Below are 24,221 nucleotides of genomic sequence, written 5' to 3'. Positions count from 1 at the left end.
CCTACTCTCCCCACGGTGATGCCCCCATGCCTGAAATGTCCCAAATGAACGCTGCCCGCGACCTCCTCGGCCTGCTCAACGCCACCAGCACCGAACCCCGCCCCGACACCCAGCTCGACGCCCTGACCCTCGCCGTGGCCGCCGACCTCCCGGTCCTGCTCTGGGGTGAGCCCGGCATCGGCAAGACCGCCGCGCTCACCCAGCTCGCCGAGACCCTCGAGCTCCCGCTGACCACGGTGATCGCCAGCGTGCACGAGCCGTCCGACTTCTCCGGGCTGCCGGTGATCGGCGCCGACCCCGCCACCGAGGGCGTCCCGATGGCGCCGCCGGACTGGGCCGTCCGGCTGGTCCGCGCCGGCCGCGGCCTGCTCTTCCTGGACGAACTCTCCACCGCGCCGCCCGCCGTGCAGGCCGCCCTGCTCCGGCTGGTGCTGGAGCGCCGGATCGGCGCGCTCCGGTTGCCGGACGGTGTCCGCATCGTCGCCGCCGCCAATCCGCGCGCCTCCGCCGCCGACGGCTGGGAACTCAGCCCGCCGCTGGCCAACCGCTTCGTGCACCTGTACTGGACGCACGACCACGACGTGGTCGTCCGCGGCCTCGGCGGCACCTGGCCGCGGGCGACGCTGCCCGTGCTCGACCCCGGAAAGTTCGCGGCGGCCGTAACTTTCGCTCGCCGCGCGGTGTGCGTGCTGCTCGCCGCCCGGCCGCTGCTCGTGCACCGGCTGCCGAGCGGGGAGACGCAGCGCGGCGGCGCCTGGCCGTCGCCGCGCAGCTGGGAGATGACGGTGCGGCTGGTCGCCTTCGCCACCGCGTCGGGCGTCGGCCGGGAGGTGCTCTCCCTGCTGGTCCGCGGCACCGTCGGCGACGGCCCCGGCTTCGAGCTGCTCAGCAGCATGGACCGGATGGAGCTGCCCGACCCCGAAACGCTGCTCGCCGACCCCGCCGCCGCCGAGCTCCCCGAGCGCGGCGACCTGCGCCAGGCCGCGCTCGACGGCGTCGTCGCCGCCGTCCGCAAGCGCCCGGAGCGGGCGCGCTGGGACGCGGCGTTCGCGCTGCTCGTGCGCGCCGTCGAGACCGGGCCGCCGGACCTGGTCGTCGTCCCGGCCACCACCCTGGCCGCCCTGCGCCGGGACGACTGGGTGGTGCCCGCGGCCATCGAGCGGCTGGCCGGGCTGGTCGCGGTCGCGCGGGGGGCGGAGGTGGGCCGGTGATCGACGCGAAGCTCTACTCCGCCCGGCTGCTCGCCGCGCAGGCGCGGCCCTACCTCGCCACCGTGCTGTACGCGCTGCACCTCGTCGAATCGCGCCGGGTGCCGACCATGGGCGTCGACCGGTACTGGCGCTGCTACGTCTCGCCCGCCTTCATCGAGCGCACCCCGATCCCCGAACTGGCCTCGGTGCTGGTGCACGAGGTCTCGCACCTGATCCGCGACCACCACGGCCGCAGCGACCGCTTCGCCCGCGCGCACGACCTCTCCGGCCCGGCCGAGCGGCTCCGGATGAACATCGCCGCCGACGCCGAGATCAACGACGACGCCTTCGGCGACGGGCTGATCGAGCCATCGGGCGCCGTGCTTCCCGCGCTACTGGGGCTGGACAGCGGCCAACTCATGGAGGACTACCTGCGTCAATTCCGCCTCGGCATGCTCACCGAGGCCATGGCCTGGCTGGACTGCGGCAGCGGCGCCGACGGCCTCGACCGCGGTTGGGAACTCGGCCCCGACGGCGCCGACGCGCTCGGCGAACAGGAGCGCGAAGCCGCCCGCTTCCGCGTCGCGCAGAGCATCGCGGGCCGCCCAGGCACCGCCTCGCGCGGCTGGCGCCGCTGGGCCGACGCGGCGCTGCACCCGCCGCAGCCGTGGCGCGACCTGCTCGGCGCCGCCATCCGCGCCGCCGCCTCCGCCGCGGGCGCGGGCGACGACTACACCTACGGCCGCCCCGCCCGCCGCTCCGCCGCACTCCCCGGCCTGGTCCTGCCCAGCCTGCGCCGCACCCCACCCCGCGTCGCCGTCGTCATCGACACCTCCGGCTCGGTCTCCGACGCCGACCTCGGCAGCGCCCTCCTCGAAACCGCCGCCATCGCCCGCGCCGCAGGCGGCCGCCGCGACCTCGTCACCGTCCTCTCCTGCGACGCTGCCGCCCACATCGCCGCCCCCCTCTGCCGCGCCACCGCCATCCCCCTCATCGGCGGCGGCGGCACCGACCTGCGCACCGGCTTCACCCGAGCCCTGCGCCTCCGTCCCGACGTCATCGTCGTCCTCACCGACGGATACACCCCCTGGCCCAGCACCCGCCCGCCCTGCCGCACCGTCGTCGGACTGTTCCCCGGCCGGCTCCCGAGCTACTCCGAGCACTCCGACCACGTCCCCGACCGCCCACCCCCGTGGGCCCGGGTCGTCCAGATCGGGTGAAAGCGCCTTTCACCCGATCTGGGCGGAAACTATGCTCGTCGTATCGCGCGCCGGGGGGTGCAGCTGGAGGGGGAGCAGTGATACCTGCGTTCAATGAGCTCAGCGGTCACCTACCGCCGGGCCGATACGGGTGCAGTCTGGGCGAAGTTCGATCCACTTTGGTGGAGGCGGCGGGATTCACCGCTTCCCGGACCCGCTCGGAACTGTTCGGTGGCTTGATTCGATATCTGGTGAATTGGGAAGAAGTGTCCGCCAAGCTGGGGTTTTCCGCACCCCTGCTCCGCTCCTTCTGGATCGCGGGCAGTTTTGCCTCGTCCAAGGTCGACCCGTGTGACCTCGATATCTCCCCGGTCATCGATGGGGTGCTCGCCGATCGCGCCCGCGGCAGACCCGGCTCGAAGATGATCGCCAAGCTCACCCAGCATCGGGACGGCATCAAGAGCGAATATGGTCTGGAGGTGTTCCCCCCTTCGCTGGTTCCCTGTGGTGCATCCGCATCGTCCGGACGCCGACCTGGATGGCGACCAGCAGGCGTACCTGCACGATCGGGGGCGGCTCGACGACTGGTGGGAACGCTGTCGAATCGAGGATTCCGACCTACCCTCGGTGGAGAGCTGTGCCAGTCGACGCGGCTACCTGGAGGTTCGGCTGTGAGTATTCGCGACCAGTTCTCCGAGTTCCTGGACGGGTTCGAACCGGATCCCGACATCGACGAGGTGGACGACGCTCCCGCTTCGTCATTCCTTCGTGCCGCCATGCTGGACGGCCTGCGGCAATTCGACTCGGCTGCCTCCTTGCCCGGCTTCGCCAGCATCAGGCTCGTAGGAGAGCGCTTCGACAAGGGTGTGTTCGACGCAGCCGCGGCCGAGATATTCGGCCTCATCGACCGCGAAGTCCGTGCCGCTGTTCCCGCCGACATCGCCGAGGGGCTGTCGATCGGTTTCCGGGAGGTTCGTGACGGGAGTGTCGTGCTGCCGCTGCTGCCGTTCGGCGCCGACACTCCGGCCGACGGTGAAATCGAGGTATCGGGACCGTCGCCGCTCGAAACAGCCCTGGAACGGGTGATCGAACTGCACGACGTGATCGAGCGGGGCGAGCAGGTCGGCCCCGATTTCTCGTCGGGTCTCTGGCACCGGCTGCGGCTCCTGGTCGACTCCCTCGACAAGGCCGACGCCGGTGTGGAGATCGATCTGTCCGGACACGATGGGCGGCGGCAGGTGTCCCGGTTGACCGAGCGCGGGCGTGTCAATGCGCGTCGTCTGCTCGAACCTGTCCCGCAGGTCGAACTCAGCGTCAAAGCCGGGTTTCTGTCCGCTGTCGGCCTGCAGGACGAGTTCGCCCGAATTCAGCTGCTGCACAACCGGCGTAAGACGGAGATCGAGCGGATACCAGCATCGATCGCGAAGGCGCTGCCGTGGGACTCGTTCCTGCGGATACAGGTGCGGACGGAGACATCCGCAGATCGATTCGGCGAACGCAGGCGCACCGAGCACCAGTTCATTCGGCTGATGGAACAGGAGGACCCTATCCCCGAGCTGGACGGTGGGATGTGAACCGCCAGGGCAGCGGCCATGTGTCCACGGTGCAAGCGTCCAAGTGACCATGAACCTTGCGGCTGGGTGACCACCTCGATCATTCGACGACGCTCCGGTGCAGGGACTATCTGAAGCGAGTCGTGGCGGGCGGGCTGCTGAAGAACGTGTGCGCCCGGACTTCTGTGGAACGCTGAACGTATGAACCGGCTCGGAACAGCGACCTCGCCATACCTGCGCCAGCATGCCGACAACCCCGTGCACTGGCGGGAGTGGAGCGCCGAGGCGCTGGCGGAGGCGCGGGAGCGGGACGTGCCGATCCTGCTCTCGATCGGCTACGCCTCCTGCCACTGGTGCCACGTGATGGCGCACGAGTCGTTCGAGGACGAGGCGACGGCGGCGCAGATGAACGCGGAGTTCGTGTGCGTGAAGGTGGACCGCGAGGAGCGGCCGGATCTGGACGCCGTCTACATGAACGCGACCGTCGCCATGACCGGGCACGGGGGCTGGCCGATGACCTGTTTCCTGGCCCCGGACGGGTCGCCGTTCTACTGTGGCACCTACTACCCGCGGGTGCCGCGCGGCGGTTCGCCGTCGTTCACGCAGGTGCTCACCGCCATCACCGACACCTGGCGGAACCGGCGCGACGAGGTGGAGCAGGCGGCGGCGCAGGTCACCGAGGCGCTGCGCGCGCAGGCGACCGGGCTGCCGGATGCGGGCGGCGCGATCGGCGCCGACCTGCTCGATCACGTGGTGAGCGCGGTGAGTAAGGACGAGGACACGGCGTTCGGCGGGTTCGGCGGCGCGCCGAAGTTCCCGCCGTCGGCGCTGCTCGCCGGGTTGCTGCGGAGCTGGGAGCGCACCGGCGACCCGGAGACCTACGCCCTGGTCGAGCGGACGGCCGAGGCCATGGCGCGCGGCGGCATCTACGACCAGCTGCGCGGCGGCTTCGCCCGCTACTCGGTGGACGAGCGCTGGCTGGTGCCGCACTTCGAGAAGATGCTCTACGACAACGCGCAGCTGCTGCGCGCCTACGCGCACCTGGCGCGCCGGGAACTCCCGGCCGAGCCGGGCAGCGGCGGGCGGTCGCTCGCCGCGCGGGTGACGGCGGAGACCGCCGCCTTCCTGCTGGACGATCTCGGCACCGAGCACGGCGGGCTCGCCTCCGCGCTGGACGCCGACACCCCGGTGCGCCCCGGCGAGCCCGGCGTCGAGGGCGCCACCTACGTCTGGACCCCCGCCGAACTCGTCGCCGAGCTCGGCCCGATCGAAGGCGCATGGGCCGCTGCGCAAATGGGTGTAACCACGGCGGGCACCTTCGAGCACGGCACCTCGGTCCTCACCCGGCTCGCCGAGCCGGACGACCCGGAGCGGCTCGACCGAGCGCGGGTGCTGCTGCGCGACGCCAGGGACCACCGCCCGCAGCCGGCGCGCGACGACAAGGTGGTCACCGCGTGGAACGGCATCGCGATCACCGCGCTCGCCGAAGCCGGTGCGGCGCTGGATGTTCCGGCGTGGGTGGCGGCGGCGCGGCGCTGCGCCGAGTTCCTGCTGCGGGTGCACGTGGTCGACGGCCGGGTGCTGCGGGCCTCGCTCGGCGGGGCCGCCGGAGCCTCGCCCGGGGTGCTGGAGGATTACGCCTGGCTGGTCACCGGATTGCTGGCGCTGCACCAGGTGACCGGCGAGCCGGAGTGGCGGACGCACGCCGAGCAGCTCCTTGACGCCGCGATCGCGCACTTCGCCGACCCGGACGAGCCGGGCAGCTGGTTCGACACCGCCGACGATGCCGAGACGCTGGTCGCGCGGCCGCGCGACCCGGTCGACAACGCCACCCCGGCGGGGGCGTCGTCGCTGGCCGAGGCGTTGCTCACCGCCGCCGCGCTGGCCGAGCCGGAGAACGCGGTTCGGTACCGGGAGCTGGCGGATCGCACGCTGGCGCGCGGCGCGGTGGTGCTGGCGCGGGCGCCGCGCTCGGCGGGGCAGTGGTTGACGGTGGCGGAGGCGGCGTTCCACGGGCCGCTGCAGATCGCGATCGCCGTCCCGCCCGGCGGGGACGCCGCCGAGCTGCTCGCCGCCGCCCGCGCCTCCGCGCCCGGCGGCACGGTGATCGTCGCGGGCGAACGGGACTCGGCCCCGCTGCTCGCGGACCGCCCGCCGGTCGGCGCCGAGCCCGCCGCCTACGTCTGCCGCGGCACCGTCTGCGACCTCCCCGTCACCGGCGCCATCGACCTGACGGCGGCACTCGCCCGCCGCTGACGGGTCACCGCTCGGTATCCGTCCAGCACGGCGTCGGCTCGGCCATACCGCGCAGCTGAATATCCGCGTGGTGCACCCAGTGCGTCCGCTCCTCGGCCGCCGCGGCCTCGATCGCATCCGCGCTCACCAGCACCCGCCGCGGCACCCGCTTGGCCTCGCTGGTGAGCCGCGACGCCCGATTCACCGCATCCCCGATCACGGTGAACTCCAGCCGGGTATCGGCTCCGACGTCCCCGGCGAAGACCAGCCCCCGCGCCACCCCGATCCCGATATCCAGCTCCCCGGCGGCCCGCACCTCGTCCCGGATCCGCCGGGCGGCGCGCAGCGCGGGCGTCGCGTTGTCCGGCAGCGCGATCGGCGCCCCGAAGACGCAGAGCGCCGCGTCCCCCTCGAACTTGTTGACCAGCCCGCCGTTCTCCTCGGTCGCGGTGATCACGGTGCCGAGCAGCCGGTTCAGCTTGGCGACGAACTCCTGCGGCGGCAGCCCGGTGGAGAGCGCCACCGAGCCGGTGACGTCGACGAACAGCGCCGAGACCACCCGGACGTCCCCGGTCAGGTCGACGCCGCGCGCCACCAGCGCCCGCTCCGCGACCTCGGCGCCGACGTGCCGCCCGAACACGTCCCGCAGCCGCTGCCGGTCGCGCAGGCTGGCCGCGAGCTCGTTCACCGAGTGCTCCAGCCTGCCGATCTCGCCGACGCTGCCGACCGGCACCCGGACGTCCAGCTCGCCGCGGGTGATCCGGTCCAGCGCGAGCCGCAGCGTGTGCACCGGCGCGGCCACCGCCCGCGCCAGGAAAGCGGTCGCGAGCGCGCCGACCACGAAGCCGACGTTGGCGAGGTAGAGGGCGGTGCGCACCCGGTCCGGTGCCCCCGCGACCGGGTCGGCGAGCACCGTGATGAGCAGCAGCATCGGCATGGCACCGGCCACCGCCCAGGTGACGAGCACCCGCGCCAGCACCGAGGAGCTCCAGTGCATGGTCGCGCCGAGCACCGCCGCCACCACCGGGACGGCGGGCCGGATCAGCCGGTCCACGATCAGGAAGGTCAGCGCCGACGATTCGAAGGCGCCGAGCGTGAAGATCGCGGCGGTGACCGCCGGGTTGGTGCTGTCGGCGAAGAGCGAGAAGAGCACCGCCGCGATCGCCACGCCCGGTATCCACAGCGCGAGCGCGCGCACGGTGATCGAGATCGGCAGCCCGAGCAGCTCGCGCGCCTCGTCCGGGGTCGGCTTGCGCAGCTCGTCCAGCCAGCCGAAATGCGTGCGCCGGTCGCGGACCGCGAGCACGACTCCGGCCAGGAAGCCGATGGTCGGGTAGATCGCGACCAGCAGCACCGCCGCCCGCCAGTCCGGGCCGAGCCGGCCGAGGAAGCCGTTCAGCCACAGCGCGGTGACGATCACGCCGAGGCCGCTGAGGTTGGCCGCGATCACGACGACGGCGAGCCCCCAGCGGGCCTGCAGCGCCCACAGCATGAGGCGAGCGATCACGGGGTGAAACCTACCGGGTCAGCGCAGCAGGACCAGCCAGATCGCGGCGTAGTGGGCGAGCGCGGCCAGCACGGTGGCGGCGTGGAAGAACTCGTGGTGGCCGAAGACCTCGGGCCACGGATTCGGCCATTTGGTGGCATAGAGGACGGCGCCCGCGCTGTAGATGAGGCCGCCGATGACCAGCAGGATGAGCGGAGCCAGCCCGACCTCGGCGTGCAGCTGCCCGGCCACCGGCACCACCGCCCAGCCGAGCAGCAGGTAGAGCGGTACCCCGACCCAGCGCGGCGCCGTCGGCCAGAGCAGTTTCAGCGCGACCCCGGCCAGCGCGCCCGCCCAGACCACGGCGAGCAGCGTCCGCCCGGTCGAGCCGGGCAGCCCGAGCAGCGCGAACGGGGTGTAGCTGCCCGCGATGAAGACGAAGATCATGGAGTGGTCCGCGCGCTTCATCCGGATCCGCGTCTGCGGCGTGCGCCAGGTGACCCGGTGGTACACCGCGCTCACCCCGAACAGCGCGCACACCGTGATGCCGTAGACCAGGGTCGACAGCACGGCCGTCACCGAGACCGTGGTCGCGAACCCGACCAGCGCGACCACCGCGATGGCGGCGACACCGACGGCCCAGGTGTGGATCCAGCCGCGCAGCCGCGGCTTGCCGATCGCCTCGGCCAGCTCCTCGGCGGGCGACGCGGCGGTGCCGACGGTTTCGGACACGGGATGCCTCCTGCTTAACTCTTCGGTAACCTACGGAACCGTAGGTTAATGGTGGCAGTCACCCTACCGGCGCGCAATCATCGGATGCTGTGTTCATGGTCTCGAGGCGTAGGGTGACCCGGGTGGAGCTTGGAAGTCAGGTGCGGGGGCTGCCCTATCGCCTCTACGAGTCCCGGCTGTCGAAGCAGCTCGCGGGCAAGGAGCACCCCCGGCACGTCGCGGTCATGTGCGATGGCAACCGGCGCTGGGCGCGGGAGAACGGCTTCACCGATGTCAGGCACGGGCACCGCGTCGGCGCGCTGAAGATCGCCGAGCTGGTCGGCTGGTGTGCCGACGAGGGCATCGAGATGGTCACCGTCTACCTGCTCTCCACCGAGAACCTGCGGCGCGACCCGGAGGAGCTGGAGACGCTCTTCGAAGTCATCACCGACGTGGTCGAGGAGCTCGCCGACCCGGAGCAGGACTGGAGCGTCCGGCTGATCGGCTCGCTCGACGGCTTCCCCGAGCTGATCGCCAAGCGGCTGAACACCGCCGCCGAGCGCACCATCGGCAAGCCGGGCGTGCACGTCAACGTCGCGGTCGGGTACGGCGGCAGGCAGGAGATCACCGACGCGGTGCGCTCCCTGGTGCGCCAGGAGATCGCCGCGGGCGAGACCGGCGAAGACCTGGTGCAGTCGATCACCGTCCCCGCCATCGGCCAGCACCTGTACACCTCCGGCCAGCCCGACCCGGACCTGGTGATCCGCACCTCCGGCGAGCAGCGGCTCTCCGGATTCCTGCTCTGGCAGAGCGCCTACTCGGAGATCTGGTTCACCGAGGCGTACTGGCCGGAATTCCGCCGCGTCGATTTCCTGCGCGCGCTGCGCGATTTCGCCGCGCGGCACCGCCGTTTCGGCATCTGACCTGTCGGATATCTCACAATTTCCGCAAACGCAGCCTATTGATGGTGTGATCCGCGTCCTTGCGCAGCACCAGGGTGGCGCGCGGGCGGGTCGGCAGGATGTTCTCCACCAGATTCGGCCGGTTGGTCGAGTTCCAGATGTCGCGCGCCGCGACCACCGCCTGTTCGTCGGTGAGCGCCGAGTAATGGTGGAAATGCGCGCGCGGATCCGCGAAGGCGCCGTCGCGCAGCGTGAGAAACCGCTGCACATACCAATTCTCGATGTCCTCGATCCGCGCGTCCACGTAGATGGAGAAGTCGAAAAGGTCGGAGACCATGAGCCGGGGCCCGGTCTGCAGCACGTTCAGCCCCTCGACGATCAGGATGTCCGGCTGGTGCACACAGTGCTTCTCGTTCGGCACGATGTCGTAGGAGACGTGCGAGTACACCGGCGCGCAGACCTCGGCCGCGCCCGACTTCACCTCGGTGACGAATCGCAGCAGCTTGCGGCGGTCGTAGCTCTCCGGGAAGCCCTTGCGGTGCATGATGCTCCGCCGGATCAGCTCGGCGGTGGGGTAGAGGAACCCGTCGGTGGTGACCAGGTCGACCCGCGGGTGGTGGTCCCAGCGCGCCAGCAGCGCCTGCAGCACGCGCGCGGTGGTCGATTTGCCGACCGCGACGCTGCCCGCCACCCCGATGACGAACGGCACCTGGCTGTCCGGGTGCGTTTCGCCGAGGAAGGTCGCGGTCGCCGCGAAAAGCCTTTGCCTGGCCGCCACCTGGAGGTGGATCAACCGGGCGAGCGGCAGATAGACCTCGGCCACTTCTTCCAGATCGATCTGTTCGCCGAGCCCGCGCAGCCCGAACAGTTCTTCCTCGGTCAGTACCAGCGGAGTCGATTTGCGGAGTTTTCGCCATTGTTTCCGGTCGAATTCCACATACGGACTCGGCTCGCCCATTCGTGCCACTTACCCGATGCCTCCTCCGTGCAAACACGCTCCGTCGCGCGCCGGCGCGGTGAAGTCGCCCGCCACCGTCGCCGCACAGCCGAATTGTGCTCCGCGCCGCGGGCGCACCGCACGCGGGGTCGGGAATTCGGGATGCCGGGGCGGTGCGTTTCGCGCTAGTCTCGGCCGAATGGAAGCGCATCCGCTCGTCACCGAGTACCTGCGGCTCGGCCTCGCCTTCGACCGCATCGAAGAGGGCTTCGTCGATGCCTTCACCGGCGACCCGGAGCTGCGCCGGGCGGTCCGGGACGCGCCCGCGCCGGAGCCCGCCGAGCTGGCCCGCAGGGCCGCCGCGCTGCGCGCCGAGCTGCCCGGCGCCGGACTGCCGCCGGAGCGGGCCGAATTCGTCGACGTGCACCTGCGCGCGCTGGAGTGCTCAGGGCGCAAGTTCGCCGGCGCCGAGATCGGCTTCGTGGACGAGGTGCGCGCCTACTTCGACGTCGAGATCTCCCCCGGCGACGAGGCGCTCTACCGCGAGGCGCACCGGCAGCTGGACGAGGTGCTGCCCGGCGACGGCCCGCTGATCGAGCGGATCACCGCGCACCGCAGGGCCGACGAGATCCCGCCGGAGCGGCTGCGCGACTGCGTGGCGGCCTTCTCCGGCGCGCTGCGCGAGCGGGTGCGCGAGCGCTTCCCGCTGCCGGACAGCGAGCACGTCACCTACGAGGTGGTCGGCGACAAGCCGTGGTCCGGCTTCAACTACTACAACGGCGGCTACCACTCCACCGTCGCGATCAACTCCGACCTGCGCCAGCAGATGGCGAACCTGCCGCACCTGATCGCGCACGAGTCCTACCCCGGGCACCACACCGAGCACTGCCGCAAGGAGGCCGGGCTGGTCGCCGCCGGGCAGGACGAGCAGACGCTCTTCCTGGTCAACACCCCGCAGTGCCTGATGGCCGAGGGCCTCGCCGACCTGGCGCTGAAGGCCGTCGTCGGCCCCGGCTGGGGCGTGTGGGCGCAGGAGATCTACGCCGACCTCGGGCTGCGCTTCGACGGCGAGCGCGCCGAGCAGCTGTCGCAGGCATCGGCCGGGCTGCTCGGGGTGCGGCAGGACGCCGCGCTGCTGCTGCACGACCGGCACCGGGACGCCGACGAGGTGGCCGGGTTCCTGGAGCGCTGGGCGCTCACCACCCCGGAGCGCGCGCGGCAGTCGCTGCGCTTCCTCTCCTCGCCGCTCTGGCGCGCCTACATCAGCACCTACGTCGAGGGCTACCGGCTGCTCGGCGACTGGCTGGACGAGGCCGCCGACCCCGCCGCGCGGGCCGACCGCTTCCGCCGCCTGCTGGACGAGCCGCTGACCCCCGGCGCGCTGCGCCGGGAGCTCGCCCCCGCCTGATCAGATCGGCGTCGGGCACCCCGAGCCGCCGGAGAGGGTGCAGATCAGGCTGACGAAGAGCTGGAGCAGGCTGCCGAGCCCGCCGTCGGAGATGGGGGTGGGAATGAACACGATCGGTCCTCGATTCGACGCACAACAGATGACCGGCCACGGTCGTCCCCCGAGATGCACACCCGTGGTCGGCCGCATGTCCGGCCCGTGAATTCGGCGGCGCCCGGGCGCGGGCGGGAGCGCACACCCGCCGCCGGGCGGCAACCAGCGGGTCCATAGAATCGGCGGGGTGACGCAGACGACCGCTTCGGTGAACACCCAGTCCCTCGCAGAGCTCGACCCCGAGGTCGCGGCAGCGGTGGCGGGCGAACTCGCCCGCGAGCGCGACACCCTCGAGATGATCGCCTCGGAGAACTTCGTGCCGCGCGCGGTGCTGCAGGCGCAGGGCAGCGTGCTCACCAACAAGTACGCGGAGGGCTACCCCGGCCGCCGCTACTACGGCGGCTGCGAGCACGTCGACGTGATCGAGAACCTCGCCCGCGAGCGGGCCAAGGCGCTGTTCGGCGCCGATTTCGCCAATGTGCAGCCGCACTCCGGCGCGCAGGCCAACGCCGCGGTGCTGCACGCGCTGCTCGAGCCGGGCGACAAGCTGCTCGGCCTCGACCTGGCGCACGGCGGGCACCTCACGCACGGCATGCGGCTGAACTTCTCCGGCAAGCTCTACGACGTGCACTCCTACGGGGTGAGCAAGGAAGACCACCGGATCGACATGGACGAGGTGCGCACGATCGCGCTGGAGTCCAGGCCCAAGGTGATCGTGGCGGGTTGGTCGGCCTACCCCAGGCAGCAGGATTTCGCGGCCTTCCGCTCGATCGCGGACGAGGTCGGCGCGTACCTGTGGGTGGACATGGCGCACTTCGCCGGGCTGGTCGCGGCCGGGCTGCATCCCTCGCCGGTGCCGCACGCCGACGTCGTCTCCTCGACCGTGCACAAGACCCTCGGCGGCCCGCGCTCCGGGATCATCCTGGCCAAGCAGGAGTGGGCCAAGAAGCTGAACAGCGCGGTCTTCCCCGGCCAGCAGGGCGGGCCGCTCATGCACGCGGTCGCGGCCAAGGCGGTGGCCTTCAAGATCGCGGGCACCGCGGAGTTCAAGGAGCGCCAGGAGCGCACGCTCTCCGGCGCCGCGCTGCTCGCCGAGCGGCTGACCGGCGCCGACGTCGCGGGCAAGGGCATCAGCGTGCTCACCGGCGGCACCGACGTGCACCTGGTCCTGGTCGACCTGCGCAGCTCCGAGCTCGACGGCCAGCAGGGCGAGGACCTGCTGCACGAGATCGGGATCACGGTGAACCGCAACGCCGTCCCGTTCGACCCGCGCCCGCCGATGGTCACCTCCGGGCTGCGCATCGGCACCGCCGCGCTGGCCACCCGCGGCTTCGGCGACACCGAGTTCACCGAGGTCGCCGACATCATCGCCACCGCGCTCGCGGGCGGCGAACCCGAGCCGCTGCGGGCCAGGGTGCGCAAGCTCGCGCAGGACTTCCCGCTGTACTCCGGGCTGGAGGAGTGGGGCCTGCTCGGCTAGGGCTGTCGCCGTCGCGGGGTTCGGCCTATCGTCGGTACATGGCCGACAACCTGGAGACCACCCGCAACGGCGGCTCGGCGCCGCAGTCGTTGAACGGCAGCAGCCCCGGCACGCAGTCGGTGCGCACCGTCCGCACCTTCCTGGAGGCGATGGAGCGCGGCGAGACCGACGCCGCCGTCGAGCTGCTGCACCCCGACGTGGTGTGGAAGAACACCACGCTGCCCGACGTGCGCGGCGCGCGCCGGGTCGCGGGCGTGCTGCGCGGGCTGGAGCGCCCGGCCCTCGGCTTCGCGGTCGAGGTGCACCACATCGCCGCGGACGGCGCGGTGGTGCTCACCGACCGGACCGACGTGCTGCGCTTCGGCCCGGTCGCCATCCGGTTCTGGGTGATGGGCACCTTCGTGCTCCGCGAGGGGAAGATCGTGCTCTGGCACGACCACTTCAGCTGGGAGAACTTCCTGCGCGGCACCGTCGGCGGCGTCTTCCGCGCGGCGTTCTCCCGCCGCTGACTTCGCTACCCGGAGTCGACTTCGCTACCCGGAGTGCTCGGCGAGGTACTCCAGGTAGAACGGCCGCAACTGCTCGGCGACCGCGCCCTCCCCGGCGTGCAGATAGTCGTCGATCAGCGGGAGCACGTAGGTGATGTCGGCCTCGCTCTCGCCGACCTTGCCCGCCGCGGCCTCGGCCGCCGGGATGCGCTTCAGCAGTTGCCACAGGTACTTCACGTCGGCGCGGCGCACGGCGAGTTTGACGGCTCGGTCGTGCAGCTCCTTGGACGACAGTGCGGCGAGATCCTCTGGTACGGCCATGTCCGCGACTTTAACCGCAGCCCGACCGGAGCGCCGCTGCCTGCTCGTTAACGACATATTCACCACCAGTCCCGCGCTAGATGCAGCGCGGTGTCGGGGGTCGGCGGTAACTTCGTTGGTGCGGACCGCGTCGTTGTGGTTCGTACGGGAGGTCCTGACCGTGACTGAGGCAATCAGTACGAGGGGGCCGGCACCCGGCCCTCGTGACGGTTGACGCAAGTCGGCCTTCATCAGGACGGACCGGTCCAGCGCGATCGTTCGTGCGGGTGCCGTGCGAACACTTTAGGAGCCCACCGTGACTGCTGCACGCTCCGTTTCCGCTCCCGCGTCGTCCGTATCGCCGGCAAAAGCAGATTCCCCGCGAGGGGAAGCCGTGGACGGCTGCAAGACCTTCGTCATCGACACCTCCGTCCTGCTCTCCGATCCCTGGGCCTTCACCCGGTTCGGCGAGCACCACGCGGTCCTCCCGCTGGTGGTGATCGGTGAGCTCGAGTCCAAGCGGCACCACCACGAGCTGGGCTGGTTCGCCCGCGAGGCGCTGCGCAACCTGGACGATCTCCGGCTGCAGCACGGCAGGCTGGACGAGCGGCTGCCGATCGGCACCGAGGGCGGAACCCTCCAGGTGGAGCTGAACCACACCGACCCCGCGTTGCTCCCCATCGGCTTCCGCACCGACACCAACGACGCCCGCATCCTCGCCTGCGCGCTGAACCTCGCGGCCGAGGGGGCGCGGGTGGTGCTCGTGTCGAAGGACATCCCGCTGCGGGTCAAGGCCTCCGCGGTGGGGTTGGCGGCGGAGGAGTACCACGCCCAGGACGTGGTGACCTCGGGCTGGTCCGGGATGGTCGAGCTGGACGTCTCCGGCGACCGGGTGGACGCGCTGTACTCGGAGGGCTCGGTCGACCTGGAGGAGGCGCGGGAGCTGCCCTGCCACACCGGCATCCGGCTGCTCGGGCCGAACTCCAGCGCGCTGGGCCGGGTCACGCCGGACAAGCGGGTGCAGGTGGTGCGCGAGCGCGAGGCGTTCGGGCTGCACGGCCGCTCCGCGGAGCAGCGCATCGCGCTGGATCTGCTGCTGGACGAGAGTGTGGGCATCGTCTCGCTCGGCGGCCGCGCGGGCACCGGCAAGTCGGCGCTGGCGCTGACCGCCGGGCTGGAGGCCGTGATGGAGCGGCGGACGCAGCGCAAGGTGGTGGTGTTCCGGCCGCTGTACGCGGTGGGCGGCCAGGAGCTCGGCTACCTGCCTGGCAGCGAGAGCGAGAAGATGGGGCCGTGGGCGCAGGCCGTCTTCGACACCCTCGACGGGCTGGCCAGCCGGGAGGTGCTGGAGGAGGTGCTGAGCCGGGGCATGCTGGAGGTCCTCCCGCTCACCCACATCCGCGGCCGCTCGCTGCACGACTCCTTCGTGATCGTGGACGAGGCGCAGTCGCTGGAGCGCAACGTCCTGCTCACGGTGCTCAGCCGGCTCGGCAGCGGTTCCCGGGTGGTGCTCACCCACGATGTGGCGCAGCGCGACAACCTGCGGGTCGGCAGGCACGACGGCGTCGCGGCGGTGATCGAGAAGCTGAAGGGGCACCCGCTCTTCGCGCACATCACGCTGACCCGCAGCGAGCGCTCGCCGATCGCGGCGCTGGTCACCGAGATGCTGGAGGAGTACGGGCCGAATTCCTGAGCCGCTGAGCCGTCCGGCGGTCCCCTTCCGGGGGCCGCCGGTTGGTGACCACCTCTCGCCCGAGCGTCGTTCCGCTGGGGTACTGCCCAGTTTCTCGACCGGGCATCCCCGTACCGGCCGCCGACCCGCTACCTTGTCCGGGTGCACACTGTGTTGACCGACCGCGAGTTGCTGGATTCGCTCACCGACGAGGTTGAGCTGAACCTGCATCGCCACATCCAGATCGCCGACGGCTGGCAGCCGCACGACTACGTCCCGTGGTCCGACGGCCGCAACTTCGGCTTCCTCGGCGGCGAGGACTGGGATCCGAGCCAGACCACGCTCGGCGAGACGGCCAAGCTGGCGCTCACGGTGAGCGTGCTGATCGCCGACAACCTCCCCTCGTACCACCGGGAGCTGGGCAAGTCGCTGCGCAGCGGGCCGTGGTGGCGCTGGGTCGGCCGCTGGACCGCGGAGGAGAACCGGCACGAGATCGTCATCCGCAATTACCTGATGATCACCCGCTCGGTGGACCCGGTGCAGCTGGAGCGGCTGCGCATGGAGCACATGACCACGGGTTTCCGGCGCCCCCCGCTGCACCTGCTCGACGTGCTGGCCAACGGGGCCTTCGAGGAGGCCGCCGCCGCCATCAGGCACCGCAACACCGCCGCGCTGGACGAGAACCCGATCGTCACCGCTATCGCCGAGCGCATCGCCCGCGACGACGAGCTGCAGTCCGAGTTCTTCGCCGACCTGGTCTCCGCCGCCTTCGACCTCGCGCCGGACCAGACGCTGCGCGCCGTCGCCGACCGGATCGCCGACTTCCGGGTGCCGACCGTCGCGCTGCCGGACGGCCGCAACAGCGACGACGTGCTGGCCGAGGCCGGTATCTACCGCGCCGCCGACGAGGGCAGGCTGGTCTTCGCCCCGCTGCTCGACCGCTGGAAGGTCTTCACCCGCACCGACCTCGGCGAGGCGGGCGAGAAGGCCCGCGCCGAGCTGGCGCACTTGAAGGGCTGACGGCTTTCGCTCCCGCCGGGTTCCCGGCGGGAGCGCTTCGCTCTACTTCTCCTCGACCCGCGCCATCGACAGCACGTCCAGCCGACGGTCCAGCTCCTCGATGCTGAGCTTGTCGCCGATGAGGTCCCGGTCGATCACCGTCTGCCGGATCGTCTTGCCCTCCTTGAGCGCCTCCTTCGCGACCGCCGCCGCCTCCTCGTAGCCGATCGCCGAGTTCAGCGGGGTCACGATGGAGGGCGAGGACTCCGCCAGCGTGCGCAGCCGCTCGGTGTTGGCGACCAGCCCGTGCACACAGCGATCGGCGAAGAGCCGCGAGACATTCGCCAGCAACCGGATCGACTCCAGCAGGTTCCGCGCCATCACCGGGATGTAGACGTTCAGCTCGAAGGCGCCGCTCGCCCCGGAGAACGCCACCGTCGCGTCGTTGCCGATCACCTGCGCCGCCACCTGGGTGACCGCCTCCGGCAGCACCGGGTTGACCTTGCCCGGCATGATCGAGCTGCCCGGCTGCAGGTCGGGCAGTTGCAGCTCGCCGAGCCCGGTGAGCGGCCCCGACCCCATCCAGCGGATATCGTTCGCGATCTTGGTGAGGCTCACCGCCACGGTGCGCAGCGCACCCGACGCCTCGACCAGCCCGTCCCGCGCCGCCTGCGCCTCGAAGTGGTCCTCGGCCTCGCGCAGCGCCTCCAGATCGGTCCGGCGGCGCAGCTCGGCGACGACCCGGGCGCCGAAGTCGGCGGGCGCGTTCAGCCCGGTGCCGACGGCGGTGCCGCCGATCGGCAGCTCGCCGAGCCGGGGCAGCGTGCCGAGCACCCGTTCGATCCCGGCCGCGATCTGCCTGGTGTAGCCGCCGAACTCCTGCCCGAGCGTGACCGGGACCGCGTCCATCAGGTGCGTGCGGCCCGACTTCACGACCGTGCGCCACTCGGTCGACTTGTCCTGCAGCGCCAGCCGCAGGTGGTCCAGCGCGGGCACCAGCTGGGTGACGATCGCCTCGGTGGCGGCCAGGTGCACCGCGGTCGGGAAGGTGTCGTTGGAGGACTGCGACATGTTCACGTCGTCGTTCGGGTGCACCGTGACGCCCGCGTTCGCCGCGATCGAGGCGATCACCTCGTTGGCGTTCATGTTCGAGCTGGTGCCGGAGCCGGTCTGGAACACGTCGATCGGGAACTGGTCGTCGTGGTTACCGTCCGCGATCTCGCCCGCGGCGGCCACGATGGCCTCCGCCTTGGCCGGGTCGAGCAGCCCGAGCTCCCTGTTCACCGTGGCGCAGGCCGCCTTGAGCAGCCCGAGCGCCCGGATCTGCGCCCGCTCCAGGCCGCGGCCGGAGATCGGGAAGTTCTCCACCGCGCGCTGGGTCTGCGCCCGCCAGAGCGCGTCCACGGGCACGCGAACCTCGCCCATGGTGTCGTGTTCGATCCGATACTGCGTGTCCTCGGTCATACCTGCGACCCTAGGCGGCGCTCCGGTGGGATGGGGGAGCCACGGTCGAGAGGAATCGCACAGCCCCGGCGCGGAATCATCCGGCCGGGGCCCCGGTGCTCAGAACTGCGGCGGGTTGGCGTTCTCGTCGCCGTCGAAATCGACCGAGGAGTACTCGCGCAGCTTGGTCAGCCGGTGGTAGGCGTCGATCATGCGCACCGTGCCCGACTTCGAGCGCATCACGATGGAGTGCGTCGAGGCGCCGCCGCCGAAGTAGCGGACGCCGCGCAGCAGGTCGCCGTCGGTGACGCCGGTGGCGCAGAAGAAGACGTTCTCGCCGGAGACCAGATCCTCGGTGCCGAGCACGCGGTCCAGGTCGTGGCCCGCGTCGACCGCCTTCTGCTTCTCCTCGTCGTCCTTCGGCGCCAGCTTGGCCTGGATCTCGCCGCCCATGCAGCGCATGGCGGCGGCCGCGATGATGCCCTCCGGGGTGCCGCCGATCCCGACCAGGATGTCGGTGCCGGAGTCCGGGCGGGCCGCGGCGATGGCGCCGGCCACGTCGCCGTCGGAGATCAGCCGGATCCGGGCGCCCGCGTCCCGGACCTGCTCGATCAGGTCCGAGTGCCGGGGGCGGTCCAGGATGCAGACGGTGAGGTCGGACTTCTGCAGCCCCTTCGACTTGGCCACCCGGCGGATGTTCTCCGAGATCGGCACCGAGATGTCCACCACGCCCGCCGCTTCGGGGCCCACCGCGATCTTGTGCATGTAGAACACCGCGGATGGATCGAACATGGCGCCGCGCTCGGCCACCGCGAGCACCGAGATCGCGCCGGGGGAGCCCTTCGACATCAGCGTGGTCCCGTCGATCGGGTCGACCGCGAAGTCCACGTCCGGCCCGGTGCCGTCGCCGACCGCCTCGCCGTTGTAGAGCATGGGCGCCTCGTCCTTCTCGCCCTCGCCGATCACCACGATGCCGCGCATCGACACCGAGCTGACCAGCTGGCGCATGGCGTCGACGGCCGCGCCGTCGCCGCCCTCCTTGTCCCCGCGGCCGACCCAGCGGCCGGCGGCCATGGCACCGGCCTCCGTGACGCGGACCAGCTCCAGCGCGAGGTTGCGGTCGGGTGCCTCACGGCGGCTCGGTGCGGGCGAAGTTGCCGTCATCGCGGGGTGCCTCCTTGGTTCGGGAAATCCACCGCGATTGTCTCACTACGACCGGTACGGCCGTACACCCCTGTGCACGGGCTGCGCCGCTGGTGGGGATACTGGGAGGCGTGCCATCTTCGAAGCCACGCATTCTGCACGACTACAGGGATCTGTTCTTCTCGCTGATCCCGCTGGTGCTGATCGCCGTGGTCTTCGCCGGGCTGGCCAGCCAGTGCAGCTTCTCCGCCACCGGGCCCACCCAGGGGCGGATCCCGAATTTCGACGTCGACGCGGCGCTCGGCTCGGACGCCCGCACCCTGCCGTTCCCCATCCGCAACCCGGAGCTCCCGGCCGACTGGACGCCGAACTCGGGGAGCAGGGAGACCATCACCGGCGCGGGCGGCGGGCCGATCAGCTCCGTCGGATATATCACCGGGGAGGGCACCTACCTGCGGTTCTCGCAGAGCAGCGCCACCGAGGAGCAGCTGGCCCGTTTCGTCCTCGGCTCCCGCTACCCGACCGGGACGGTCGAGGTCGACGGGACGAGATGGGTGGTCTACAGCGAGCCGACCGAGGAGAACGCCTGGGTCGCCGACCTCGGCGCGGTCCGGGTGCTCGTCACCGGCGCCGGCAACGAGGCGGCCTTCCGCACCCTCGCGGGCGCCGTCACCGCCGCGCAGCCGCTGCAGCCGCCGTCCCGCTGACGCGGGCGCCGCACGCACCGAGCCGCTGTGCGCCGCACGCACCGAGCCGCTGTGCGCCGCACGCACCGAGCCGCTGTCGCGCCGCGCGCCAGGGCCGTCATCGACCGTGAGCCGAGGCAGGCGGGCTCATTCGCGAGCCGTGCCGGTCCGGCTCAGCCGAGAGTCACCGCGCGGCGGCGCGACCTATTCACTCCTCGTTCTCCAGGTCGGCGCGGGCGAGGGCGTTCTCCACGCGCTCGCGGGCACCGGCGAGGTGCTCCTCGCAGCGATTCGCCAGGGCCTCCCCGCGCTCCCAGAGCGTGAGCGATTCGTCCAGGTCGAGCCCGCCCTGCTCGAGCATCTTCACCACGGTGGCGAGCTCGTCGCGGGCTCGCTCGTAGCCGAATGCGGCAACGTCGTCGATGTCATTCCCGGCATCACGGTCCGGCACGCTCACGCCCCTCCTGTCCGCTCGGTTCCCAGCGCGGCCGCGCTGATCGCGCCGTCCGCCACCCGGATGCGCAGCTGGCTGCCCGCCGGCGCCTCGTCGACGGCGCGCACCACGTGCCGCTCCCGGCCGTTGACGCGCTGCACGACAGCGTAGCCGCGCGCCATGGTGGCAGCCGGACCCACCGCGACCAGCTTCTCCCGCAGGTGCCGCAGCGTCGTCCGCTCGCCGCTCACCCGATGCTCCGCGCACCGCCGCGCGGCGCCGCGCAGCCGCTCCGCCTCCTCGGCGCGCCGCTCGACCTCGCGCAGCGGGTCGGCGAGCACCGGCCGCGAGCGCAGCTGCGCCAGCGCCCGCTCCTCGCGGCGCACCCAGCCGCGCAGCGCCCCGGCGGCGCGCTCGCGCAGCTCGCGCACCCCGGCGAGCTCGGCGGCGGCGTCCGGCACGATCCGCTTGGCGGCATCGGTCGGGGTGGCGGCGCGCAGGTCGGCGACGTAGTCGCTGAGCGGGCTGTCCGGCTCGTGCCCGATCGCGCTCACCACCGGCGTCGTGGCCGCGACGATGGCACGGCACAGCGCCTCGTCGGAGAAGGGGAGCAGGTCCTCGACGCTGCCACCGCCGCGCGCGAGCACGATCACCTCGACCGCGGGGTCGGCATCCAGCTCGGCCAGCGCCTTCAGGATCTGCGGCACCGCCGCCGCGCCCTGCACCGCGGTGTTGCGGATCTCGAACCGCACCGCGGGCCAGCGATTCCTGGCGACGCTCAGCACGTCGTGCTCGGCGGCGCCGCCGCGCCCGGTGATCAGCCCGACGGTGCCGGGCAGGAAGGGCAGCGGCCGCTTGAGCCGCGGGTCGAAGAGCCCCTCCGCGTCCAGCAGCGCGCGCAGCCGCTCGATCCGGGCCAGCAGCTCACCGACGCCGACCGCGCGGATCTCCAGCACCCGCAGCGAAAGACTGCCGCGCGCCGGATAGAACTGCAGCTTGCCGTAGACGACCACCCGGGTGCCCTCGCGCAGCGGCACCGGCGCCGAGCGCACCAGCTCCGGATCGCAGGTCACCGCGAGCGACATGTCCGCCGACGGGTCGCGCAGCACCAGGAACGCGGTCCGCGTCCCCGGCCGCAGCGAGATCTGGGTGATCTGCCCCTCGACCCAGACGCTGCCCAGCTTGTCGATCCACTGCGCGACCTTCATCGAGACGGTGCGCACCGGCCACGGCTGCTCCGCGGAGTTCGCCGGGCTGGAGGTCACTGCGCCCGCACGGTGGCGATCCGGTTGGTGAGCATGGTGAGGAACGGCGCGCGGGCCAGGGTCTGCTCCTCGTAGGCGAGCAGCGCGGAGAGGTCGTCCACCGAGAGCATGCGCAGCCGGGCGCGCAGCTGGGCCAGCGTCATGCCGGGGTAGTCGTACTTGACGGCGACCTCGGGCAGCTCCGGGCCGCTCGGCTCGGGCGCGCTCGGCTCCGGCTCGTCCACCGGCTGCGGCGCGGAGCCGGTCTCCAGCGGCTGCTCCGGGGTGATATCGGTCACTGACGCGATGGCGTCGTCCGGCACCGGCTCGGCCGCGATCTCCGGCGCGCTGTAGCTCGGCGCGGTCGCGAGATGGCCGTTGCCGCTGCCGATGTCGTCGCCGGTGTAGCGGTCGAAACGGCTGACCCCGGGGTCGGCGATGCCGCCCGGCGCGAAATCGTCCCGGTATTCGTCGACGTCCTCGTCGAAGGTCGCCCACTCCGGTTGTTCGACCGGATTGCCGCCGAGGCGTTCGAAGACCGCGTCGCCTTTCAGCGCCAAACTGGTGACGAACTGCTGCACGTGCATCGACGTCTGCAGCAGCTGGCTCACCGCCGTGATCGGGAAATGAATTGCCGCGCTCGGCAACCTGCGGCTCTCTTCGAGGGCGTACACGGCGGCGCCGGCCGCGACCCTGGCCAGGAACGGTGGTCGGAACATGGTCCCAGCCTGCCCGAAACGATGTGTGATGCAAAGGACGAGTGTCACGGGGTGTGATTCTCCCGTGTGTGACCGCCGCGGGCGGCATCCGGCTCGGGTCCGTATTCTGTGGGACATGTCCTCGGCTATTTCCCTGAACGTCGGAATCGCGCGCTCCGCCGGTTCCTCCGGCGCCGCCGACGCGAAGCGGGTGCTGCTGGCCGAACCGCGCGGTTACTGCGCAGGCGTCGACCGCGCCGTCGAGACCGTGGAGAAGGCGCTGGAGAAGCACGGTGCGCCGCTCTACGTCCGGAAGGAGATCGTGCACAACCGGCACGTCGTGGAGACGCTGCGGGAGCGCGGCGTGATCTTCGTCGACGAGACCGACGAGGTGCCGGAGGGCGCCCTGCTGGTCTTCTCCGCGCACGGCGTCTCGCCCGCGGTGCACGCCTCGGCGGCCGAACGCAGCCTGCGCACCATCGACGCCACCTGCCCGCTGGTCACCAAGGTGCACCAGGAGGCCAAGCGCTTCGCCCGCGACGACTTCGACATCCTGCTGATCGGCCACGAGGGGCACGAGGAGGTGGAGGGCACCGCCGGTGAGGCGCCCGACCACGTCCAGCTCGTCGACGGCCCGGGCGGGGTCGACGGGGTGACCGTGCGCGACGAGAACAAGGTCATCTGGCTCTCGCAGACCACGCTCAGCGTGGACGAGACCATGGAGACGGTCCGGCTGCTGCGCGAGAGGTTCCCGCTGCTGCAGGATCCGCCGAGCGACGACATCTGCTACGCCACCTCCAACCGGCAGACCGCGGTCAAGGCGATGGCGCCGGAGTGCGACCTGGTGATCGTGGTCGGCTCGCGCAACTCGTCCAACTCGGTCCGGCTGGTCGAGGTCGCGCTGAACGCGGGCGCACGGGCCGCCTACCTGGTCGACTACGCCCGCGAGGTGGACACGGCCTGGCTGGACGGGGTCCGCACGGTCGGCATCACCTCCGGCGCCTCGGTGCCGGAGATCCTGGTCGACGGGGTGATCCAGCTGCTCGCCGAGCACGGCTTCGCCGACGTCCAGCCGGTCACCACCGCGAACGAGACGCTGGTCTTCGCCCTGCCCCGCGAGCTGCGCCCCGCCCGCCGCTAACGCTTGGGCTTGCGCCGGTCGTCGTCGCGGTCGCGGTCGCGGTAGCGCACCGTCGGCCGCCCCGGCGCCGCACCCTCGCGGCGGCGCGGGAGCTCGTCCTCGCGATCGCGCGTCGCGGCGCGCCCACGGCTGGAACCACGCGGTTTCCGCGGCGGTGCCGCCTCTGCGGGCGGGGTCGCCGACCGCCGGGACGGCCCCGGCAGCAACTCGGTCTTCATATCGTGGACGTCGTCCTCGGGCTCGCTCCGCGACCGCTTCCCGCGCTCCGCGGTATCGCGCAGCGACGACCCGCGCCCCCAGCTGGTACCCCGCCGCCCCGCACCGGCCCGCTCGCTCGCCTCCTCGCGCCGCCGCTGCCAGATCCGGAGTCCGCCGACGGCGAGCGCGAGCACGGTGCCGAGCAGCATGGCCGGGAACCGGTTCACCAGCGGAATCGCCAGGTTGAGCAGAATGTCCTTGATCGAGGTCGAGCCGCCCGCGGTGAGGAACTGGTACGCCAGCGGCACCGAGGCGAAGAGCAGCAGCGGCGGCAGCACCATCGTCGTGAAGAGCCCCCGGTACCGCACCGCGAGCACCGCGAGCAGGCAGCCGAGCACGTACGCCCCGGAGAAGACCAGGGTCAGTTCACTGCCGCCACCGGCGGCATCGACCAGAAACCCCGCGATCGTGCAGGCAACCGCGATCAGTACCGCCACCGGTGCCGAGACGCCACGGACCGCGGGCAGGACCGAGCTCTGCGCGGCGGGCACGCGGGGTCGCACACGTTGGGAAGCAGCCACG

At 71.8% G+C, this 24,221-nt stretch carries 22 protein-coding genes; 12 read left to right on the top strand and 10 right to left on the bottom strand.

Translation table 11 applies throughout. The features are described from left to right. Positions 1–44: 44 nt before the first annotated feature. From LTT61_RS13900 to LTT61_RS13885, 4 genes are all read left to right on the top strand, one after another. Positions 45–1,211: an AAA family ATPase gene (locus LTT61_RS13900; protein ID WP_420094787.1), complete on the top strand. Its 1,167-nt coding sequence runs from the start codon at positions 45–47 to the stop codon at positions 1,209–1,211. Then, positions 1,208–2,410 carry a DUF2201 family putative metallopeptidase gene (locus LTT61_RS13895; RefSeq protein ID WP_233020372.1) on the top strand — a complete coding sequence of 401 codons (1,203 nt, stop codon included), beginning with the start codon at positions 1,208–1,210 and terminating at the stop codon, positions 2,408–2,410. The genes LTT61_RS13900 and LTT61_RS13895 overlap by 4 nt, the downstream gene beginning before the upstream one ends. Continuing rightward, positions 2,383–3,963, top strand: a complete 1,581-nt coding sequence (locus LTT61_RS13890) for a DUF6932 family protein (RefSeq protein WP_420094786.1) — start codon at positions 2,383–2,385, stop codon at positions 3,961–3,963. Before LTT61_RS13895 ends, LTT61_RS13890 begins: the two co-directional genes overlap by 28 nt. A 180-nt stretch (positions 3,964–4,143) precedes the next feature. Further along, complete coding sequence (locus LTT61_RS13885; RefSeq protein WP_233020370.1) at positions 4,144–6,198, top strand: thioredoxin domain-containing protein; 2,055 nt, start codon at positions 4,144–4,146, stop codon at positions 6,196–6,198. Positions 6,199–6,202: 4 nt separating this feature from the next. Here the strand turns inward: LTT61_RS13885 and LTT61_RS13880 are convergent, their stop codons facing one another. Further along, positions 6,203–7,684, bottom strand: a complete 1,482-nt coding sequence (locus tag LTT61_RS13880) for an adenylate/guanylate cyclase domain-containing protein (RefSeq protein WP_233020369.1) — start codon at positions 7,682–7,684, stop codon at positions 6,203–6,205. 18 nt (positions 7,685–7,702) lie between these two features. Beyond that, the gene (trhA, locus tag LTT61_RS13875; protein WP_233020368.1) at positions 7,703–8,395 is read right to left on the bottom strand and encodes a PAQR family membrane homeostasis protein TrhA; all 693 of its coding nucleotides are present in this window, start codon (positions 8,393–8,395) and stop codon (positions 7,703–7,705) included. Positions 8,396–8,490: 95 nt separating this feature from the next. Here trhA and LTT61_RS13870 point away from each other — a divergent pair, with 95 nt between their 5' ends. Then, positions 8,491–9,297, top strand: coding sequence for an isoprenyl transferase (locus LTT61_RS13870; protein WP_269821900.1), 807 nt, complete (start codon positions 8,491–8,493; stop codon positions 9,295–9,297). Between the two features lie 13 nt (positions 9,298–9,310). On the opposite strand, the gene coaA is transcribed toward LTT61_RS13870, so the two are convergent. Continuing rightward, positions 9,311–10,243, bottom strand: coding sequence for a type I pantothenate kinase (coaA, locus tag LTT61_RS13865; RefSeq protein WP_233020366.1), 933 nt, complete (start codon positions 10,241–10,243; stop codon positions 9,311–9,313). Positions 10,244–10,412: 169 nt separating this feature from the next. Between coaA and LTT61_RS13860 the strand changes: the two genes are divergently transcribed. From LTT61_RS13860 to LTT61_RS13850, 3 genes are all read left to right on the top strand, one after another. Further along, positions 10,413–11,621, top strand: coding sequence for a DUF885 domain-containing protein (locus tag LTT61_RS13860; RefSeq protein WP_233020365.1), 1,209 nt, complete (start codon positions 10,413–10,415; stop codon positions 11,619–11,621). A gap of 280 nt (positions 11,622–11,901) precedes the next feature. After that, a complete protein-coding gene (gene glyA / locus LTT61_RS13855; RefSeq protein WP_233020364.1) occupies positions 11,902–13,194 on the top strand; it encodes a serine hydroxymethyltransferase in 1,293 nt (430 codons plus the stop codon). 38 nt (positions 13,195–13,232) lie between these two features. Continuing rightward, a complete protein-coding gene (locus tag LTT61_RS13850; RefSeq protein ID WP_269821885.1) occupies positions 13,233–13,703 on the top strand; it encodes a limonene-1,2-epoxide hydrolase family protein in 471 nt (156 codons plus the stop codon). Between the two features lie 24 nt (positions 13,704–13,727). On the opposite strand, the gene LTT61_RS13845 is transcribed toward LTT61_RS13850, so the two are convergent. Beyond that, the gene (locus tag LTT61_RS13845; RefSeq protein WP_233020363.1) at positions 13,728–14,003 is read right to left on the bottom strand and encodes a hypothetical protein; all 276 of its coding nucleotides are present in this window, start codon (positions 14,001–14,003) and stop codon (positions 13,728–13,730) included. Between the two features lie 295 nt (positions 14,004–14,298). Here LTT61_RS13845 and LTT61_RS13840 point away from each other — a divergent pair, with 295 nt between their 5' ends. Then, positions 14,299–15,675 carry a PhoH family protein gene (locus LTT61_RS13840; RefSeq protein ID WP_233020362.1) on the top strand — a complete coding sequence of 459 codons (1,377 nt, stop codon included), beginning with the start codon at positions 14,299–14,301 and terminating at the stop codon, positions 15,673–15,675. A 141-nt stretch (positions 15,676–15,816) separates the two neighbouring features. Then, entirely contained in the window at positions 15,817–16,674 is an 858-nt protein-coding gene (locus LTT61_RS13835; protein WP_233020361.1) for an acyl-ACP desaturase, read from the top strand. 42 nt (positions 16,675–16,716) lie between these two features. Here LTT61_RS13835 and LTT61_RS13830 read toward each other — a convergent pair whose 3' ends face one another. Both LTT61_RS13830 and glpX read right to left on the bottom strand, forming a co-directional pair. Continuing rightward, positions 16,717–18,117 (bottom strand): class II fumarate hydratase, encoded by a 1,401-nt coding sequence (locus tag LTT61_RS13830; protein WP_233020360.1) that lies wholly within the window; start codon positions 18,115–18,117, stop codon positions 16,717–16,719. Positions 18,118–18,216: 99 nt separating this feature from the next. Next, positions 18,217–19,260 carry a class II fructose-bisphosphatase gene (gene glpX / locus LTT61_RS13825; RefSeq protein ID WP_233020359.1) on the bottom strand — a complete coding sequence of 348 codons (1,044 nt, stop codon included), beginning with the start codon at positions 19,258–19,260 and terminating at the stop codon, positions 18,217–18,219. A 110-nt stretch (positions 19,261–19,370) separates the two neighbouring features. On the opposite strand from glpX, the gene LTT61_RS13820 reads away from it, so the two are divergent. Further along, a complete protein-coding gene (locus LTT61_RS13820) occupies positions 19,371–19,946 on the top strand; it encodes a DUF4245 domain-containing protein (RefSeq protein ID WP_233020358.1) in 576 nt (191 codons plus the stop codon). A 187-nt stretch (positions 19,947–20,133) separates the two neighbouring features. On the opposite strand, the gene LTT61_RS13815 is transcribed toward LTT61_RS13820, so the two are convergent. From LTT61_RS13815 to LTT61_RS13805, 3 genes are read right to left on the bottom strand one after another with little or no spacing between them, the layout of a single operon-like run. Continuing rightward, entirely contained in the window at positions 20,134–20,376 is a 243-nt protein-coding gene (locus tag LTT61_RS13815; protein ID WP_420094811.1) for an exodeoxyribonuclease VII small subunit, read from the bottom strand. Positions 20,377–20,378: 2 nt separating this feature from the next. Beyond that, entirely contained in the window at positions 20,379–21,623 is a 1,245-nt protein-coding gene (xseA, locus tag LTT61_RS13810) for an exodeoxyribonuclease VII large subunit (protein WP_269821884.1), read from the bottom strand. Next, complete coding sequence (locus LTT61_RS13805; RefSeq protein ID WP_233020356.1) at positions 21,620–22,321, bottom strand: lipid droplet-associated protein; 702 nt, start codon at positions 22,319–22,321, stop codon at positions 21,620–21,622. The genes xseA and LTT61_RS13805 overlap by 4 nt, the downstream gene beginning before the upstream one ends. A 115-nt stretch (positions 22,322–22,436) precedes the next feature. Here LTT61_RS13805 and LTT61_RS13800 point away from each other — a divergent pair, with 115 nt between their 5' ends. Further along, entirely contained in the window at positions 22,437–23,441 is a 1,005-nt protein-coding gene (locus tag LTT61_RS13800) for a 4-hydroxy-3-methylbut-2-enyl diphosphate reductase (RefSeq protein WP_233020355.1), read from the top strand. On the opposite strand, the gene LTT61_RS13795 is transcribed toward LTT61_RS13800, so the two are convergent. Beyond that, entirely contained in the window at positions 23,438–24,220 is a 783-nt protein-coding gene (locus LTT61_RS13795) for a DUF6542 domain-containing protein (protein ID WP_233020354.1), read from the bottom strand. The genes LTT61_RS13800 and LTT61_RS13795 overlap by 4 nt on opposite strands. Position 24,221 lies beyond the last annotated feature (1 nt).

The sequence above is a fragment of the Nocardia asteroides genome, from assembly GCF_021183625.1.
In the GTDB taxonomy this organism is placed as follows: Bacteria; Actinomycetota; Actinomycetes; order Mycobacteriales; family Mycobacteriaceae; genus Nocardia; species Nocardia asteroides_A.
This window is presented reverse-complemented; position numbering and strand designations above follow the sequence as displayed.